Raw genomic sequence first — 15,690 nt, 5'->3', positions numbered from 1 at the left:
AACTCCGACCCGGGCTGACTGATCTGCGATAATGATCCACTCGGGCGTCGCAACGACGCCCGTCGCAGGCAATGCGACGCCCCCGCGCCAGTCTGGACAGGCTCAGGCGGATATCCCCCGTTCTTCCACGGCTTATCCACAGATTTGTCCATGGCCGCCGGGGTCGGCGCATGCCTACACTGGTCTGGCCCCTTTTGCAGGAAACACCGCAGCATGTCCGCCCGTTCCGGCTTCCGTTCCAACCGCAGAGAGCGCGGCGATGGCTTCGATCGCGATCGCGATGAATCGCGTATCGACCAGTTGCGCGTGCCCCCGCACTCGGTGGAGGCCGAACAGGCGGTGCTGGGCGGCCTGATGCTGGCACCGGACGCCTACGACCGGGTCAACGACCAGCTGACCGAGGGTGACTTCTACCGCCGCGACCACCAGATGATCTACCGGGCGATCCGCGAGCTGTCCGAGCGCGAGCGCCCGTTCGATGCGGTGACCCTGGGCGAGTGGTTCGAATCGCAGGGCAAGATGGAGCTGGTGGGCGATGGCGCCTATCTGATCGAACTGGCCAGCACCACGCCGTCGGCGGCCAACATCGTGGCCTATGCCGAGATCGTGCGCGACAAGGCGGTGCTGCGGCAGCTGATCCAGGTCGGCACCGACATCGTCAACGATGGTTTCCAGCCCGAGGGCCGCGACAGCAGCGAGCTGCTGTCCGCTGCGGAAAAGAGCGTGTTCGCCATCGCCGAACAGGGCGCGCGTGGCCGTACCGACTTCGTGGCGATGCCCGGTGCGTTGAAGGACGCGTTCGAAGAGCTGCGCAACCGCTTCGAGAATGGCGGCAACATCACCGGCCTGCCGACCGGCTACACCGATTTCGATGCGATGACCGCCGGCCTGCAGCCGACCGACCTGATCATCCTTGCCGCGCGTCCTGCGATGGGCAAGACCACCTTCGCCCTGAACATCGCCGAGTACGCGGCGATCAAGTCGAAGAAGGGCGTGGCGGTGTTCTCGATGGAAATGTCCGCATCGCAGCTGGCGATGCGCCTGATCTCCTCCAACGGCCGCATCAACGCGCAGCGCCTGCGTACCGGCCAGCTGGAGGACGAGGACTGGAGCCGGGTGACCGGTGCGATCAAGATGCTGAAGGAAACCAAGATCTTCATCGACGATACGCCGGGCGTGTCGCCGGAGATCCTGCGTTCCAAGTGCCGCCGCCTCAAGCGCGAGCACGACCTGGGCCTGATCGTGATCGACTACCTGCAGCTGATGAGCGTGCCGGGCAACAGCGAAAACCGCGCGACCGAAATCTCCGAGATCTCGCGTTCGCTGAAGGGCCTGGCCAAGGAACTGCACGTGCCGGTCATCGCACTGTCCCAGCTCAACCGCTCGCTGGAAACACGTACCGACAAGCGCCCGGTGATGGCCGACCTTCGCGAATCGGGCGCAATCGAGCAGGATGCGGACATGATCGTCTTCATCTACCGCGACGATTACTACAACAAGGAAAATTCGCCGGACAAGGGCCTGGCCGAGATCATCATCGGCAAGCACCGTGGTGGCCCCACCGGCTCGTGCAAGCTGAAGTTCTTCGGCGAATACACCCGTTTCGACAACCTGGCCCACGACTCGGTCGGTTCGTTCGAATAGCGGATGATTCCGGCGCGCCCTGTAGAGCCAAGCCCACGCTCGGCTCTTTTCGTTCGGGCACGCAACCTCATATTCTCCGTCCGGATCGCCAAAAATCCGTACGTGGCGTGTAAATGACATGTAACGCAACGCTTCTACGATTCCGCCGCTGCTGCTCTTTTGACGCCGCCCTTCGGCGTCCAGCGCGCCCAAGGAATCCCCATGTCTTGCCATGCTCCGCTTCGCCGCAATCTGCTGGCCCTGCTGGTCTGTGCTTCGCTGCCTGCGCTGGCCGCCGCTGAAACCGCTCCCGCCGTCGACGTGCAGTCGGCCACCACCCTGGATTCGGTCTCGGTGATCGGCCGGGGCGAGGCGCGCCAGGTCCAGCGCGTGACCGCCGAGGACATGAAGGTGCTGCCGCCCGGCGCCAACCCGCTGAAGCTGCTGGCCAGCAAGCCGGGCGTGCATTTCGAATCAGCCGATGCCACCGGTGCCTACGAGTGGTCCACCAGCATCAGCCTGCGCGGCTTCAACCAGAACCGCCTGGGCTACACGCTCGATGGCATCCCGCTGGGCAACATGAGCTATGGCAACAGCAACGGCCTGCATATCAGCCGCGCGGTGATCAGCGAGAACCTGGGCGGTGCCGAGGTCTCCACCGGCATCGGCGCGCTGGGCACGCCGTCGACCAGCAACCTGGGCGGCGTGTTCCAGTTCTATTCGATCGATCCCTCCACCGAATACGGTGTAGTGCTGGCGCAGAGCCTGGGCAGTGACAGCGCACGCCGCAGCTATGCCCGCCTGGAGACCGGCGAACACCAGGGCTTCGCCGCCTACCTGTCCGGTGCGTATTCGGAGAGCGACAAGTGGAAGGGCAAGGGCTCGCACGAACTCAAGCAGTTCAACGGCAAGGCGACCTACAACTTCGGCGTCGACAGCCGCATCACCGCGCTGTTCAACGCCTCGCGCCGGGTTGAAGCCGATTACCAGGACCTGTCGCTGGAGATGATTGATCGCCTGGGCTGGAACTGGGACAACTACGCGCCGGACTGGAACCGTGCCCTGGCCGCTGCGCGAGGCCAGTACAGCGGTGGCGTCAACAGCCCGTGGGATGCGTACTACTCGGGTCACGGCCTGCGCAACGATGATGTCTCCAGCATCGCCGGTGACTTCGGCCTAAACGAGACGATGCGCCTGAAGGTCAATGTCTACAACCACAGCAACCGCGGCCAGGGCCACTGGTTCAGCCCGTCCAATCCGTCCAACCCGGGCACCAGCCGCGAGATTCCGATCTCGATCCGCACCACCGAATATGCGATCGACCGCACCGGCGTGACCTCGGCATTCACCTGGAACGTGGCGGGCCATGAGCTGGAAGCAGGTCTCTGGTACGAAGACAACGGCCACAGCGTGCAGCGCAACTTCTACTACATCGATGGGCCGATCACCGACGACTTCTTCCTGCGCAATCCGGACCAGCGCGTGTGGCACCAGCGCTACACCACCATCACCCGTCAGTTCTACCTGCAGGACCGCTTCCGCCTGTTCGATGACCGCCTGACCATCGACATCGGCGCCAAGTCGCCCAACACCCGCACCAGCGTGCGCACGCCGCTGGGCAGCTATGCCAGCAACAGCAGCCTGACCGCGAAGAAGGGGCTGCTGCCGCAGGCCGGCTTCAACTTCAAGCTGGACGAGCGCAATGAGATCTTCGGTTCCTATGCGAAGAACATCGCGGCCTATGCACTGGGCGTGGGCAGCCCGTTCAACGTACCGCAGGCCGCATTCGATGCCAGTGCGAAGGACCTGAAGCCGGAACAGTCGCGCACCATCGAACTGGGCTGGCGCGGCTACGGCCAGGGCTATGAAGCCTCGGTCGCGGTGTACGACGTCAAGTTCGACAACCGCCTGCTGGCCATCGCCCAGTGCGTCGGCATCCTGGGTTGCCCGGCGCTGTATTCCAACGTGGGTTCGGTGACCAGCCGCGGTGCCGAGGCGACCCTGCAGCTGAAGCCGATGCGCGACCTGAGCTGGTCCAACGCGCTGTCGTGGAATGACAGCACCTACGACAACGACTACGTCAACAACGGCGTGGTGCCGACCCGCGGCAAGAAGACGGTCGACACGCCGGAATGGATGTTCGCCAGCACCCTGGCGTGGACGCCGGGCCCGTGGGACCTGCGCCTGGCCGCCAACCACGTCGGCAAGCGCTACGTGACCTACACCAATGACGTCTCGGTGCCGAGCTACTGGCTGATCAATGCGTCGGTGGCCTATGACATGGGCAAGCTCGGCCCGGCGCAGAACCTGACCCTGGCGCTGAACCTGACCAACCTGGCCGACAAGCAGTACCTGGCGACCATCAACACCAACGGCACCTACGCCGCTGATCCGACCCGCAGCCTGGCGACCATGCAGGTCGGTGCGCCGCGGCAGGTGATGGCCACTGCGACCGTGCGCTTCTGATGAAGCGCATCGCCGATCCGGAAACCCGCCGTCGTCTGCTGCGCCTGGCCTGGCAGGGGACCGGAGCGGCGATCGCACTGGCGGCCATGCCCGGCGTCGCCGCCACCGGTCCGCGGCCGCGACTGGGGCGCGATCCGTTCACCCTCGGCATCGCCGCAGGTGATCCGGATCCGCAGGGCGCGGTGCTGTGGACGCGTCTTGCACCGGATCCCCTCAACGGCGGTGGCATGCCGTCGCGCGCGATCCCGGTGCGCTGGTTCGTTGCCGAAGATCCGGCGATGCGGCGGCTGGTGCAGCGTGGCGTGGCGGCGGCCGTAACGGAGCTGGCCCATTCGGTGCACGTGGAAGTGACCGGCCTGCGTCCAGGCCGCGATTACTACTATCGATTCGCCTGCGACGGCGGCGAGGAGAGTCCGGTCGGGCATTTCCGCACCGCGCCGCTGCCGGACGCGCAGCTGCAGCAGCTGCGGCTGGCGCTGTGCACCTGCCAGGCCTGGAACAGCGGCTACTACCCGGTACTGGCGGATATCGCCCGCAGCGATGTCGATCTGGTGCTGCATGCCGGTGACTACCTGTACGAATACAGCCCGCTGCAGAACGCGCGTGGCAGCACCCTGGATGCTCAGCGCTTCAGCGGTGAAACGCTCAGCCTGGAGCGTTATCGCGACCAGTACGCGCTGTACAAGCTCGATCCGGACCTGCAGGCCGCGCACGCCGCGCACGCCTTCGCGGTGATCTGGGACGACCACGAAGTGCAGAACGACTATTCCGGCATCCATCCGGAAAAGAGCGACGTACCGACCGAGGACTTCATCGTCCGTCGCGCCGCGGCGTATCGCGCGTTCTACGAACACCTGCCGATGCGCAGCACGCCGGCCGGCAACGGTGGCCTGCGCGTGCACCGCCGCCTGCGCTACGGCGACCTGGCCCAGCTGACGTTGCTGGACTGCCGTCAGTTCCGTCCGGCCAATCCCTGTGGCGTCGGCGAATCGGCGCGCTGCGAGGCGGCGCTGGACCCGCGCATGAGCATGCTCGGGGTGGGGCAGGAGGCCTGGTTCGCGCAGTCGATGGCGGCTGCGGCGGGAACGCGCTGGAACGTGGTGGTGCAGCAGCTGCTGATGGCGCAGTTGCGGTTGGAGCAGGGCACGCCGCGCGAACGTTTCTGGAACGACGCCTGGGATGGCTACCCGGCCGCCCGCAAGCGCCTGCTGCAGGCGATGCAGGCCGGTGGGCAGGGCAACGCCATCGTACTGGGCGGCGACTGGCACTCCACGTTCGTCAATGACCTGAAGCTGGATTTCGATGCCGCTGACGCGCCGGTGATCGCCACCGAGTTCATCGCCCCGGCAATCAGCAGCGGTGGCGATGACACGCCGTATGGCCCGTACTACGGCCCGTCGATCCCGCAGAATCCGCACATCCGGTATTTCGATGGCGACCGGCGTGGCTGGTGGAAGCTGCAGTTGAACCGGCAGACCGTGGACGCGGAACTGCGCTTCGCCGACAGCGTGCTGCGCGCGGATGCGCCGGTGCGTACTGCGGCCCGCTTCCAGGTCACCCACGGCCGCCCGGGCGCAATGCAGCTCCTGTAGAGCCGAGCCCACGCTCGGCTGCTTCTGGAAAGCCGAGCAGGGGCTCGGCGCTACAACGGCGCTGGATCGGTTTCATCGCCTCCAGCCGGGTTTCATCGCAAACCGTTTGCCCGGGCCGGGGCAGGGCGCCAAGGTGATGGCAGGCGGCGGGGTGCCGCCGAGGGAGCCTGTGATGAAGACCTTGTTCGCGCTCGGTGTGTGGTGCCTGTTGTTCGTGCTGTGCTGGCCGTTGGCGATCCTCGCCTTGATCGCCTGGCCGTTCGTATGGCTGCTGAGCCTGCCGTTCCGGTTGGTCGGCATCACGTTCTCGGCGCTGTTCGCCTTCCTGCGCGCGCTGTTCATGCTGCCCGCACGCCTGCTCGGCGGTGGCCGCGGCGCGGTGACGGCATGAGGCCGCTGCCCATCGCGATGCTGGCGCTGCTGATGGCGGCGCCGGCCTGGGCCAGGCAACCGCCGTCGGCCTACCTTGAGCGTCAGCACCCTGCCGGCAAGACGGAAGCCAAGGCGACCGACAAGGACGCCGGCAAGGAGAGCTGCCGGGTGGTGAAGGAATGGAAGGTGGGTGAGGTGATCGCTCAGCACCGTATCTGTGACGATCCGCCGAAGCCGGACACTACGGACCGGGAAACTGCACCGCCGCAGCGTTGATGCGCGACCTGCGATGGGTGCAGGCAGTCCCGGCACGCGACAGGACCCGGACGACGCACGACTCAGCCCGAGGGCGGTCGGCTAACAGCCAGCGACCGGACCAGCTCTTCGCCGGTCGCGGCGATTTCGAAATCCACGCCGTCGAAGGTTACGGAATTGCCGTTTGCCAGCGCGTATCTCGGCAGGCCTTCGGCCAGGCGTGCGCCGGGAAGAATCGTCGCGTCGAACTGCGGCCAGAACTTGAACACCAACACCCTGCGGCCATCTTCGCCGCGGGTCTCGATTCGTTCGTTTTCCATGGATATCTCCACTGTCTGAGCAGCCCCACGAGCAGGTGCGGGAGCACCACCTGTCGCGCATCCGTGGCTTGGCGATGCAACGCGACCTCAGCGGTGAGCCTACCGCACTGGAGGTCGACGCCCGTGTGAGGGCGGTGGACGCTCGCCTGCCGCGCGCCGAGTGCCAAGGGTCTCCCACCCTTGTTCTGCAGTCACCGAGAAACAAAAAACCCCGCCGAGGCGGGGTTTCCAGTATCCGGGGATGCCGGCCAGCGGCCGGCACCGTCAGATGGATCAGTTCGCCTTGTGGATCGCGCGCTTGCTCACGGCCATTGCCGCGTCGTGCACCACTTCCGACAGCGACGGGTGGGCGTGGCAGATGCGCGCCAGGTCATCGGCCGAACCGCTGAACTCCATGGTCAGCACGCCTTCGTGCACCAGCTCGGACACATTGGCGCCGACCAGGTGCATGCCCAGGATGCGATCGGTTTCGGCGTGGGCCAGAACCTTCACGAAGCCTGCCGGCTCGATCATCGCCACGGCACGGCCGTTGGCGGCGAACGGGAAGCTGCCGGCCTTGTACGGGATGCCCTCGGCCTTCAGCTGCTGCTCGGTCTTGCCGACCCAGGCCAGCTCCGGCTCGGTGTAGATGACCCACGGAATGGTGTCGAAGTTGACGTGGCCCGGCAGGCCAGCGATCAGCTCGGCAACCGCGATGCCTTCCTCGAAGCCCTTGTGTGCCAGCATCGGGCCGCGCACGCAGTCACCGACCGCCCAGACGCCGTTGACGCCGGTGTGGCAGTGCGCGTCGACTTCGATCTGGCCACGCTCGTTGATCTTGACGCCGGTACCTTCGGCCAGCAGGCCCTTGGTGGCGGCGCGACGGCCGACGGCCACCAGCAGCTTGTCCACCACCAGCGACTTCTCGCCTTCGGCGTCGCTGTAGGTCAGGGCGACTTCCTTCTTCTTGCCCTTGCCGGTCACTTCGGCCTTGGAGACCTTGGCACCCAGGCGGATGTCCAGGCCCTGCTTCTTGAATTCCTTGGCGGCGGTCTTGGCCACTTCGGTATCAGCCGCCGCCAGGAAGTCGGGCAGCGCTTCCAGGATGGTCACTTCCGAACCCAGGCGCTTCCACACGCTGCCCAGTTCCAGGCCGATCACACCGGCGCCGATCACGGCCAGGCGTGCCGGCACTTCGGTGAAGTCCAGGCCGCCGACGTTGTCGACGATGGTCTCGCCGTCGAACTTGGCGAACGGCAGTTCGATCGAATCCGAACCGGCGGCGATGATGACGTTGGTGCCCTTCAGCTCGACGACCGAACCGTCATGCTGGGTAACCTTGACCACGTTGCCCGGCTGCAGTTCGCCGAAGCCGTAATAGGCGGCGACCTTGTTGGCCTTGAACAGCATGGCGATGCCGCCGGTGAACTGCTTGACGATCTTGTCCTTGCGGCCAACCATCGCCTCGACGTCCATCTTGGCATCCTTGAAGCTGATGCCGTGGTCGCCAAAGATGTGGCCCATGTTCCAGAACTGGCGCGAGGAATCCAGCAGCGCCTTGGACGGGATGCAGCCCACGCGCAGGCAGGTGCCACCCAGGGCCGGCTTGCCGTCCTTGCCCAGCGCTGCGTCGATGCAGGCGGTCTTCAGGCCAAGCTGGGCCGCGCGGATGGCAGCGTGGTAACCGGCCGGGCCGGCACCGATGACGACGACGTCGAATTGTTCAGCCATTGAAATAGTCCTTGTTGCATTACCAGAACCCCTCCGCGCAGGCGCGGAGGGGCGGGAGGTCTCTTACAGGCCGAACAGCATGCGGCCCGGGTTTTCCAGCTGGTTCTTGATGTCCACCAGGAACTGCACCGAGTCCTTGCCGTCGATGATGCGGTGATCGTAGGACAGCGCCAGGTACATCATCGGCGCGATCACGACCTGGCCGTTCTGGGCGATCGGACGCTCCTTGATGGCATGCATGCCGAGGATGGCGCTCTGCGGCGGGTTGATGATCGGGGTCGACAGTAGCGAACCGAAGGTGCCGCCGTTGGTCACGGTGAAGGTGCCGCCCTGCAGTTCTTCCAGGCTCAGCTTGCCGTCACGGGCCTTCTTGGCGTAGTCGGCGATGGTCTTTTCGATGTCGGCGAACGACATGCGCTCGACGTTGCGCAGCACCGGCGTGACCAGGCCCTTCTCGGTCGACACGGCGATCGAGATGTCCGAGTAGCCGTGGTAGATGATGTCGTCGCCGTCGATCGAGGCATTGACCAGCGGGAAGCGCTGCAGCGCATTGGCGGCGGCCTTCACGAAGAAGCTCATGAAGCCGAGCTTGATGCCGTGTGCCTTGACGAACTCGTCCTGCAGTTCCTTGCGCGCCGCCGACACCTTGGACAGGTCGACTTCGTTGAAGGTGGTCAGCATGGCGGTGGAGTTCTTCGACTCCATCAGGCGCTCGGCGATGCGCTTGCGGATGCGGGTCATCGGCACGCGTTCTTCCGGACGTGCGCCACCGGCCTTGCCGGCGCCGCCGTTGCGGGCGAAGTTGACGATGTCTTCCTTGGTGACGGCGCCACGACGGCCGGTGCCGTCGACGTCGGCCGGGTTCACGCCTTCGGTGATGGCGCTGAAACGGGCGCCCGGCGGCAGTGCGTCGGCAGCCGACTTGGCGGCCGGGGCCGGAGCAGCGGCAGCGGCCGGAGCAGCAGCGGCCGGAGCGGCCTCAGCCTTCTTCTCTTCGGCAGCCGGAGCCGGGGCAGCGGCCACGGCGCCTTCTTCGATGATCGCCACGACCTGGCTGGAAGTGACGGTGTCGCCTTCCTTGAACTTGATTTCCTTGATCACGCCATCGACCGGCGACGGCACTTCCAGGACGACCTTGTCGGTTTCCAGGTCAAGCAGGTTTTCGTCGCGCTTGACGGCGTCGCCCACCTTCTTGTGCCAGGTGGCGATGGTGCCGTCGGCGACGGATTCGGGCAGTACCGGGGCTTTGACTTCGGTGGCCATGCGGGAGCTTCCTGGTTTGTCTTCTAAATAGGGGGAGAGTTATTCAGCGAACGAGTCGTTGAACGGGTTGACCAGTGCATCGGCGACCAGCTGCTGCTGTTCGCGGACGTGGTCAGCCATGTGACCGGCAGCCGGCGAAGCCGAACGTGCGCGACCGGCGTAGTGCAGGCTCTGGCCATCGGCCAGGCAGAACTGCAGGTGGTGGCGGATCTGGTACCACGCCCCCTGGTTCTGCGGCTCTTCCTGCGTCCACACCACGTCGGTGGCCTTGCCGTACTTCTTCAGTTCGGCAGCCAGCAGCGCACGCGGGAACGGATACAGCTGCTCCACGCGGATGATCGCCACGTCGTCCTGGCCACGCTTGGTCTGGTCTTCCAGCAGGTCGTAGTAGACCTTGCCCGAGCACAGCACCACGCGCTTGACCTTCTTGGCATCTGCAGTGGCATCGCCGATCAGGTGCTGGAACTCGCCATTGGCCAGCTCGTCCAGGGTCGACACGGCCAGCTTGTGGCGCAGCAGCGACTTGGGCGACATCACCACCAGCGGCTTGCGGGTGGTCAGGTGCTGCTGGCGACGCAGCATGTGGAAGGCCTGCGCCGGGGTCGACGGCACCACCACCAGCATGTTCTCCAGCGCGCACAGCTGCAGGAAGCGCTCCAGGCGCGCCGAGCTGTGTTCCGGACCCTGACCTTCATAACCGTGCGGCAGCAGCAGGGTCAGGCCGGAAATGCGGCCCCACTTTGCTTCGCCGGCAGCGATGAACTGATCGATCACCACCTGGGCGCCGTTGGCGAAGTCGCCGAACTGGCCTTCCCAGATGCACAGGGTGTTCGGGTCGGTGGTCGAGAAACCGTACTCGTAGGCCATCACCGCTTCTTCGCTGAGCAGCGAATCGATGACGGTGGCCTTCTCCGGCGAATCCACCAGCTGCCGCAGCGGCAGGTAGTAGTTGTCGGTCTTCTGGTCGTGCAGGATCGCGTGGCGGTGGGTGAACGTACCGCGGCCGACGTCCTGGCCGACCAGGCGCAGCGCACTGCCTTCATCGAGCAGGGTGGCGTAGGCCAGGTTCTCGGCAAAGCCCCAGTCGCCCGGGATTTCGCCGGCAGCCATCTTGCGGCGATCGTCGTACACCTTGGCTACGCGCGAGTGCAGCTGCACTTCTTCGGGCACGGTGTTGATCAGCTTGGCCAGCGCGACCAGCTTGTCCTTGTCGACCTTCGTCGACACCGGGTCGGACAGCTTGCCTTCCAGCAGCTTGGGCCAATCAACGAACAGCGGGCTGGTCGGCGGGGTCTTCTCGACCTTGGCCAGCTCGGTGGTCACTTCACCGGCGTCGAGCTTCTCGCGGTACGCATCGACCATCGCCTTGCCGGCGCCGGCGGCGATCACGCCCGCCTTTTCCAGCTGCTCGGCATACATCTCGCGGGTGGTGGCGTGCTTGCGGATCACCTGGTACATCAGCGGCTGGGTGATCGCCGGCTCGTCGGCCTCGTTGTGGCCCCAACGGCGGTAGCACATCAGGTCGATGACCACGTCCTTGGCGAACTTCTGGCGGAACTCGAAGGCCAGCTGCGCGGCGAACACCACTGCTTCCGGATCATCGCCGTTCACGTGCAGCACCGGTGCGGCGATCATCTTCGCCACGTCGGTGGCATAGCGCGTGGAGCGCGTATCCAGCGGATTGGAGGTGGTGAAGCCAACCTGGTTGTTGACCACGATGTGCACGGTGCCGCCAACGGCGAAGCCGCGGGCCTGCGACATCTGGAACAGCTCCATGACCACGCCCTGGCCGGAGAAGGCCGCGTCGCCGTGGATCAGGATCGGCATCACCTGCTTGCGCGCGGTGTCCTTGCGGCGTTCCTGGCGCGAACGCACGGAACCGGCAACCACCGGGTCAGCGATTTCCAGGTGCGACGGGTTGAACGCCAGCGCCAGGTGGACCGGGCCACCTTCAGTGGCGACGTCGGCGGAGAAGCCCATGTGGTACTTCACGTCGCCGGCCGAGGCGTGCTCGTCGTGCTCGAACTTGCCTTCGAATTCGTCGAACAGCTTGCGCGGGTTCTTGCCGAGGGTGTTGACCAGCACGTTCAGGCGGCCACGGTGGGCCATGCCCACCACCACGTCCTTGACGCCATCCTTGCCGGCGCTGCGGATGATGGTGTCCATCATCGGGATCAGCGAGTCGCCACCCTCCAGCGAGAAGCGCTTCTGGCCGACGTACTTGGTGTGCAGGTAGCGTTCGAGGCCTTCGGCGGCGGTCAGGCGCTCCAGCGTACGGCGCTGGGTGTCAGCGTCCAGCTGGTAGTTGCCACCGGCCAGTTCCAGCTTCTTGTAGATCCACTGGCGCTGCTCGACCTCGGAGATGTGCATGAACTCCGCACCGATCGAACCGGTGTAGGTCGCCTTCAGGCGCGCCAGCAGGTCACGCAGCTTCATGCGCGGCTGACCGCCCACGCCGCCGGTGCTGAACTCGCTGTTGAGGTCAGCATCGGACAGGTTGTGGAAGGGCAGGCCCAGGTCCGGGGTGTTGACCGGAGCGGCCAGGCCCAGCGGGTCCAGGCGGGCGTCCAGATGACCACGCGAACGGTAGGCGGTGATCAGGCGACCGACATTGCGCTCGCGCTCATCGCCTGCACCGGTGCCGGTGCCTGCTTTCAGCGCATCCTTGGCCGCGTCCGCGATATGGGAAATGACGGCCGAGTGCGGAATGTCGCCCGCTTCGCGGCCCTTGAAGCCGTCGAAGTAGGTTTTCCATTTGGGATCGACACTATCCGGGGAGACCAGGTACTGCTCGTACAGGTCCTCGACATAGGAGGCGTTGCCGCCGGCGAGTTGCGAAGATTGCGCAAACTGCTTCAGTTGATTGTCCACGATGGAGGGTGCTGATTCGCTTTGTGGGGTATGGCTTCAGAAGGACCCGGCACGAAGATGAATAGCCATGCACGGGCGCGTTCAAACGGCCAAATTGTACCCCCATCCGGACACGAAGGGGCAGCGAGGAGGGCATCGGGCGTCCCCCGGTGTCGGTCCCAGACAGGTTGAGCGCGCCGGTCGCGGTCAGATGCCGAGCGCGCGCAATTCGCTGCATTCGCGCGAACGGTCCCAGACACGCTGCAATTGCTGCTCGAACGGCTGCGAACGTGCCGGCAGCGCGATTGCGGATTCGCCGTCGAGGCGATGACCAATGAGACGAAAGTAGAAGTCGCCCGCATCGTTGAGCAGGCAGGCGGAGGCCAGGGCGCGATCGATCGGATCGGCCACCTCGCGGAACTGGATCACACTGGGAAGGCGCTGGAACAGCGCCAGCAGCGGCGCACCGGCGCTGGCGATGGCGGCGGCGTCATGCACGATCACCCGCAGCTGCTTGTCGTGGCGGGCGGTGACGAAGCGGCGCAGGGCTGCCTGTACCGGTGGTGCATCCAGCAGGCCGGGGTCCAGCTGCCGGCTGTGCAGCCACAGCCGGCGGCGGGCGCGATGGATGATCGCCGTGGTGATCGCCACCGCTTCGGCGCGGCTGTCGATGGCCGATGTGGTCTGCAGCCGTCGCCGCATCTGCTGGTGGCCGATGCCGGCTTCTTCGAATTCCGGGCCTTCCGGCAGGAAGCCTTGGCGGGCGTAGAAGTCGCGCGCCGGCAGCTGCGCATGCAGGTGCAGCTCGGCGAGGCCGAGCTGGCGCCCGGCCTGTACCAGCGCCTCCAGCAGGGCCTCGCCAACGCCGTGGCCGCGATACGCAGCCAAGACCGCCATGCGGCCGATGCGACCATCCGGCGCCAGCCGCCCGGTGCCGACCGGTTGCCCGTCGGCATCCAGCGCCAGCACGTGGGCGCAGACCGGGTCCAGGGCATCGCGCTCCAGGGCTGCGTCGATGCCCTGTTCCTGCACGAACACCCGTTGGCGCACGTCGTGGATGGCGACGTGGGCCTCGGCGTGGTGTACCTGCTGGACCCGGAGCGGACTCATGGTTCAGCCGCGGCTGGGGTCGCTGTCGTCTTCGTCGTGGTCGTCGAAGTTGACGATCACTTCGATGCCGTCGTCGTGCACGGTCACCAGATGGACGTCATCGGACATGGCGTCCGCGTCGATGACCTCGACCTGCTCGCGGCCCTCGATCACCTCACCCAGCACCGCTTCCTCCTCGTCGGCATACACCTCGTTCGGATCGATCAGCTGGAACACGCCGCCGACCAGCAGCTGCTGGAGTACTGCGCGGCCCTTGTCGGACAGGCCGCGGTAGGCGGCTGCGTCGAGTTGCTCGGCACCGGCCAGACGCTGCGCGTCCTTGATTGGCAGGGCGAAATCCTGGCCGCTGACATACAGGCTGGCGCCACGCTTGGCCCGGCGCCAGGCCAGTCGCGCCCACGGGTGACGCTGCAGCAGCAGGCCCGACAGCAGGGACTCAAGCACTTCTTCCTGCGGTGGCGCGGCTTGGTGGGCCATCACCTCGCCGGCGGCGCGGTAGGTGGTGATGAAGCGGCCAAACCAGTCGCCCAGCTTGTCCGGGTCGTTCATGCGGATGGCGTTGAGCGCGGTGATCACCCGCGCCATCGCCACGGTGTCGATTTCGTTCGGGTCGGCCGGTGCCTTCAGGTCGGCATCCTGGTAGCGGATGTTTTCGTCGGCATCGGCGATCAACGTGTCCAGATAGTCGCTGATCAGCTCGGCCGAGGACGGCGCGCGCATGCCGAACGAGAAGGTAAGGCAGGGGTCTTCAGCAACGCCGTGATGCGGAACGTTCGGCGGCAGGTACAGCATGTCGCCCGGCGCCAGCACCCAGTCGTGGGTCGGCTTGAACACTTCCAGCAGCTTCAGCTCCACGTCGGGACGGAAGCCCAGCGGCGGGCGCTTGCCCTTGATCGATTCGCTGGCATCGATCTGCCAGCGGCGGTGGCCGTGGGCCTGCAGCAGGAACACGTCGTACTGGTCGACATGGGCGCCGACCGAGCCGCCGGTAGCGGCGAAGCTGATCATCACATCGTCCATGCGCCAGCGCGGCAGGAAGCTGAAGTGTTCGATCAGGGCGCGCACGTCCTTGTCCCACTTGTCCACGTCCTGCACCAGCAGGGTCCAGTCGTGGTCGGGCAGGGCCGGGAAGATGTCTTCCTGGAATGGGCCGCTGCGCACGCGCCAGCTGTCCTGGGTCTTGTCATGCTCGATCAGGCGGGCCAGCACGCCCTCTTCGCAGGCCAGGCCGGCCAGGTCCTCCGGCTGTACCGGGGTCTGGAAGTCGGGAAAGGCGTTGCGGATCAACAGCGGGCGTTTCTGCCAGAAGTCGCGCAGGAACACGGCCGGGGACATGCCCAGCGGCTGGCCGGGGCGGGCGGTGACTTCGATGAGCGGAGCGGAGGACTTGCGGGCGGCCATGGGGGAATCCTTGCAGCGGAAAGCGGGAGGGGCGGCGTGGCGGGCCGCCAAGGCCTCCATTGTCCGACGTTCGTTGGGATTGCGCACGTGCGGTGGTTTGTCGCGGGGTTCCGGCCAACGGCTGAGCCCCTCGTGGCGGTCGGGTTCAAAGCAAAAGCCGCGCTTGGCCGGGCGGGTGGGCCATGCAGGGGGCGCTGCAAGTACGTCCCTGTAAGCTCGATGGCGCCATCCATGGCGCCAACGCCCCTGCATGGCCCACCCGCCCGGCCCCTGACAGTTTCCTGCGGGGCCCGCCACGGAATGGAAGAAGAAAATCAAAGGCAAGAGCGGGTCGCGCGCTGCGCTTGCTCGTGCATCTGTAGAGCCGAGCCCACGCTCCGCTTGCTGTTGGAACAACCAGCCGAGCATGGGCTTGGCTCTACAAAGACCCTAAAAACCAAAACAAAGAGGGACGCGGCGAAGCCGCGTCCCTCTTTCAAATTCCGTCCCGACAACCCAATGCTCTTCGATCCGTCACCGGACAACTGTCAGAGGTGGGGCGGGATGGGCCAGCGGGACCGTTGGCGCCATGGATGGCGCCTACGAGCCCCCATGGATGGGTTGCGGTGGTCTAATCAACTTGGACACTCGATAGGATCATTTTCGAGCATCGAGGTAGACCCATGGCAAAACAGATCACTCAGGGCATGAGGGACGAGGCGGTTCGCCTTGTCGTTGTAGAGGGGCAG

11 protein-coding genes are annotated in these 15,690 nt (G+C 65.8%); 5 read left to right on the top strand and 6 right to left on the bottom strand.

The features are described from left to right. Positions 1–213: 213 nt before the first annotated feature. The 5 genes from CR919_RS17700 (at position 214) to CR919_RS17680 (ending at position 6,329) form a co-directional block, all read left to right on the top strand. A complete protein-coding gene (locus CR919_RS17700) occupies positions 214–1,644 on the top strand; it encodes a replicative DNA helicase (protein ID WP_099821134.1) in 1,431 nt (476 codons plus the stop codon). Positions 1,645–1,845: 201 nt separating this feature from the next. Then, positions 1,846–4,089 (top strand): TonB-dependent receptor, encoded by a 2,244-nt coding sequence (locus tag CR919_RS17695; protein WP_099821133.1) that lies wholly within the window; start codon positions 1,846–1,848, stop codon positions 4,087–4,089. Beyond that, complete coding sequence (locus CR919_RS17690) at positions 4,089–5,681, top strand: alkaline phosphatase D family protein (protein ID WP_099821132.1); 1,593 nt, start codon at positions 4,089–4,091, stop codon at positions 5,679–5,681. Before CR919_RS17695 ends, CR919_RS17690 begins: the two co-directional genes overlap by 1 nt. Positions 5,682–5,853: 172 nt before the next feature. Beyond that, positions 5,854–6,072 (top strand): hypothetical protein, encoded by a 219-nt coding sequence (locus CR919_RS17685; protein WP_099821131.1) that lies wholly within the window; start codon positions 5,854–5,856, stop codon positions 6,070–6,072. Beyond that, positions 6,069–6,329 (top strand): hypothetical protein, encoded by a 261-nt coding sequence (locus CR919_RS17680; RefSeq protein WP_099821130.1) that lies wholly within the window; start codon positions 6,069–6,071, stop codon positions 6,327–6,329. Before CR919_RS17685 ends, CR919_RS17680 begins: the two co-directional genes overlap by 4 nt. A gap of 62 nt (positions 6,330–6,391) precedes the next feature. Here the strand turns inward: CR919_RS17680 and CR919_RS17675 are convergent, their stop codons facing one another. The 6 genes from CR919_RS17675 to CR919_RS17650 form a co-directional block, all read right to left on the bottom strand. Continuing rightward, complete coding sequence (locus CR919_RS17675) at positions 6,392–6,628, bottom strand: hypothetical protein (RefSeq protein ID WP_099821129.1); 237 nt, start codon at positions 6,626–6,628, stop codon at positions 6,392–6,394. Positions 6,629–6,901: 273 nt separating this feature from the next. Further along, entirely contained in the window at positions 6,902–8,338 is a 1,437-nt protein-coding gene (gene lpdA / locus CR919_RS17670) for a dihydrolipoyl dehydrogenase (RefSeq protein ID WP_099821128.1), read from the bottom strand. Between the two features lie 63 nt (positions 8,339–8,401). Beyond that, positions 8,402–9,601: a dihydrolipoyllysine-residue succinyltransferase gene (gene sucB, locus CR919_RS17665; RefSeq protein ID WP_099821127.1), complete on the bottom strand. Its 1,200-nt coding sequence runs from the start codon at positions 9,599–9,601 to the stop codon at positions 8,402–8,404. A 39-nt stretch (positions 9,602–9,640) separates the two neighbouring features. Beyond that, positions 9,641–12,472, bottom strand: coding sequence for a 2-oxoglutarate dehydrogenase E1 component (locus tag CR919_RS17660; RefSeq protein WP_099821126.1), 2,832 nt, complete (start codon positions 12,470–12,472; stop codon positions 9,641–9,643). A gap of 186 nt (positions 12,473–12,658) precedes the next feature. Then, positions 12,659–13,561 carry a GNAT family N-acetyltransferase gene (locus tag CR919_RS17655; RefSeq protein ID WP_099821125.1) on the bottom strand — a complete coding sequence of 301 codons (903 nt, stop codon included), beginning with the start codon at positions 13,559–13,561 and terminating at the stop codon, positions 12,659–12,661. 3 nt (positions 13,562–13,564) lie between these two features. Beyond that, positions 13,565–14,962 (bottom strand): cupin domain-containing protein, encoded by a 1,398-nt coding sequence (locus tag CR919_RS17650; protein WP_099821124.1) that lies wholly within the window; start codon positions 14,960–14,962, stop codon positions 13,565–13,567. Positions 14,963–15,690: the final 728 nt, after the last annotated feature.

The organism is Stenotrophomonas sp. LMG 10879, assembly GCF_002750935.1.
Lineage (GTDB): Bacteria > Pseudomonadota > Gammaproteobacteria > Xanthomonadales > Xanthomonadaceae > Stenotrophomonas > Stenotrophomonas lactitubi_B.
Note: the sequence above shows the minus strand (reverse complement) of the source record. Positions and strands in the feature narration are given on the sequence as shown.

Excerpts from the sequence above, each read along its gene's own strand:
- CR919_RS17675 (WP_099821129.1), bottom strand. The coding sequence starts at position 6,628 with ATGGAAAACGAACGAATCGAGACCCGCGGCGAAGATGGCCGCAGGGTG.
- CR919_RS17650 (WP_099821124.1), bottom strand. The coding sequence starts at position 14,962 with ATGGCCGCCCGCAAGTCCTCCGCTCCGCTCATCGAAGTCACCGCCCGC.
- CR919_RS17695 (WP_099821133.1), top strand. The coding sequence starts at position 1,846 with ATGTCTTGCCATGCTCCGCTTCGCCGCAATCTGCTGGCCCTGCTGGTC.
- lpdA (WP_099821128.1), bottom strand. The coding sequence starts at position 8,338 with ATGGCTGAACAATTCGACGTCGTCGTCATCGGTGCCGGCCCGGCCGGT.
- CR919_RS17655 (WP_099821125.1), bottom strand. The coding sequence starts at position 13,561 with ATGAGTCCGCTCCGGGTCCAGCAGGTACACCACGCCGAGGCCCACGTC.
- CR919_RS17690 (WP_099821132.1), top strand. The coding sequence starts at position 4,089 with ATGAAGCGCATCGCCGATCCGGAAACCCGCCGTCGTCTGCTGCGCCTG.
- CR919_RS17700 (WP_099821134.1), top strand. The coding sequence starts at position 214 with ATGTCCGCCCGTTCCGGCTTCCGTTCCAACCGCAGAGAGCGCGGCGAT.
- sucB (WP_099821127.1), bottom strand. The coding sequence starts at position 9,601 with ATGGCCACCGAAGTCAAAGCCCCGGTACTGCCCGAATCCGTCGCCGAC.
- CR919_RS17680 (WP_099821130.1), top strand. The coding sequence starts at position 6,069 with ATGAGGCCGCTGCCCATCGCGATGCTGGCGCTGCTGATGGCGGCGCCG.
- CR919_RS17685 (WP_099821131.1), top strand. The coding sequence starts at position 5,854 with ATGAAGACCTTGTTCGCGCTCGGTGTGTGGTGCCTGTTGTTCGTGCTG.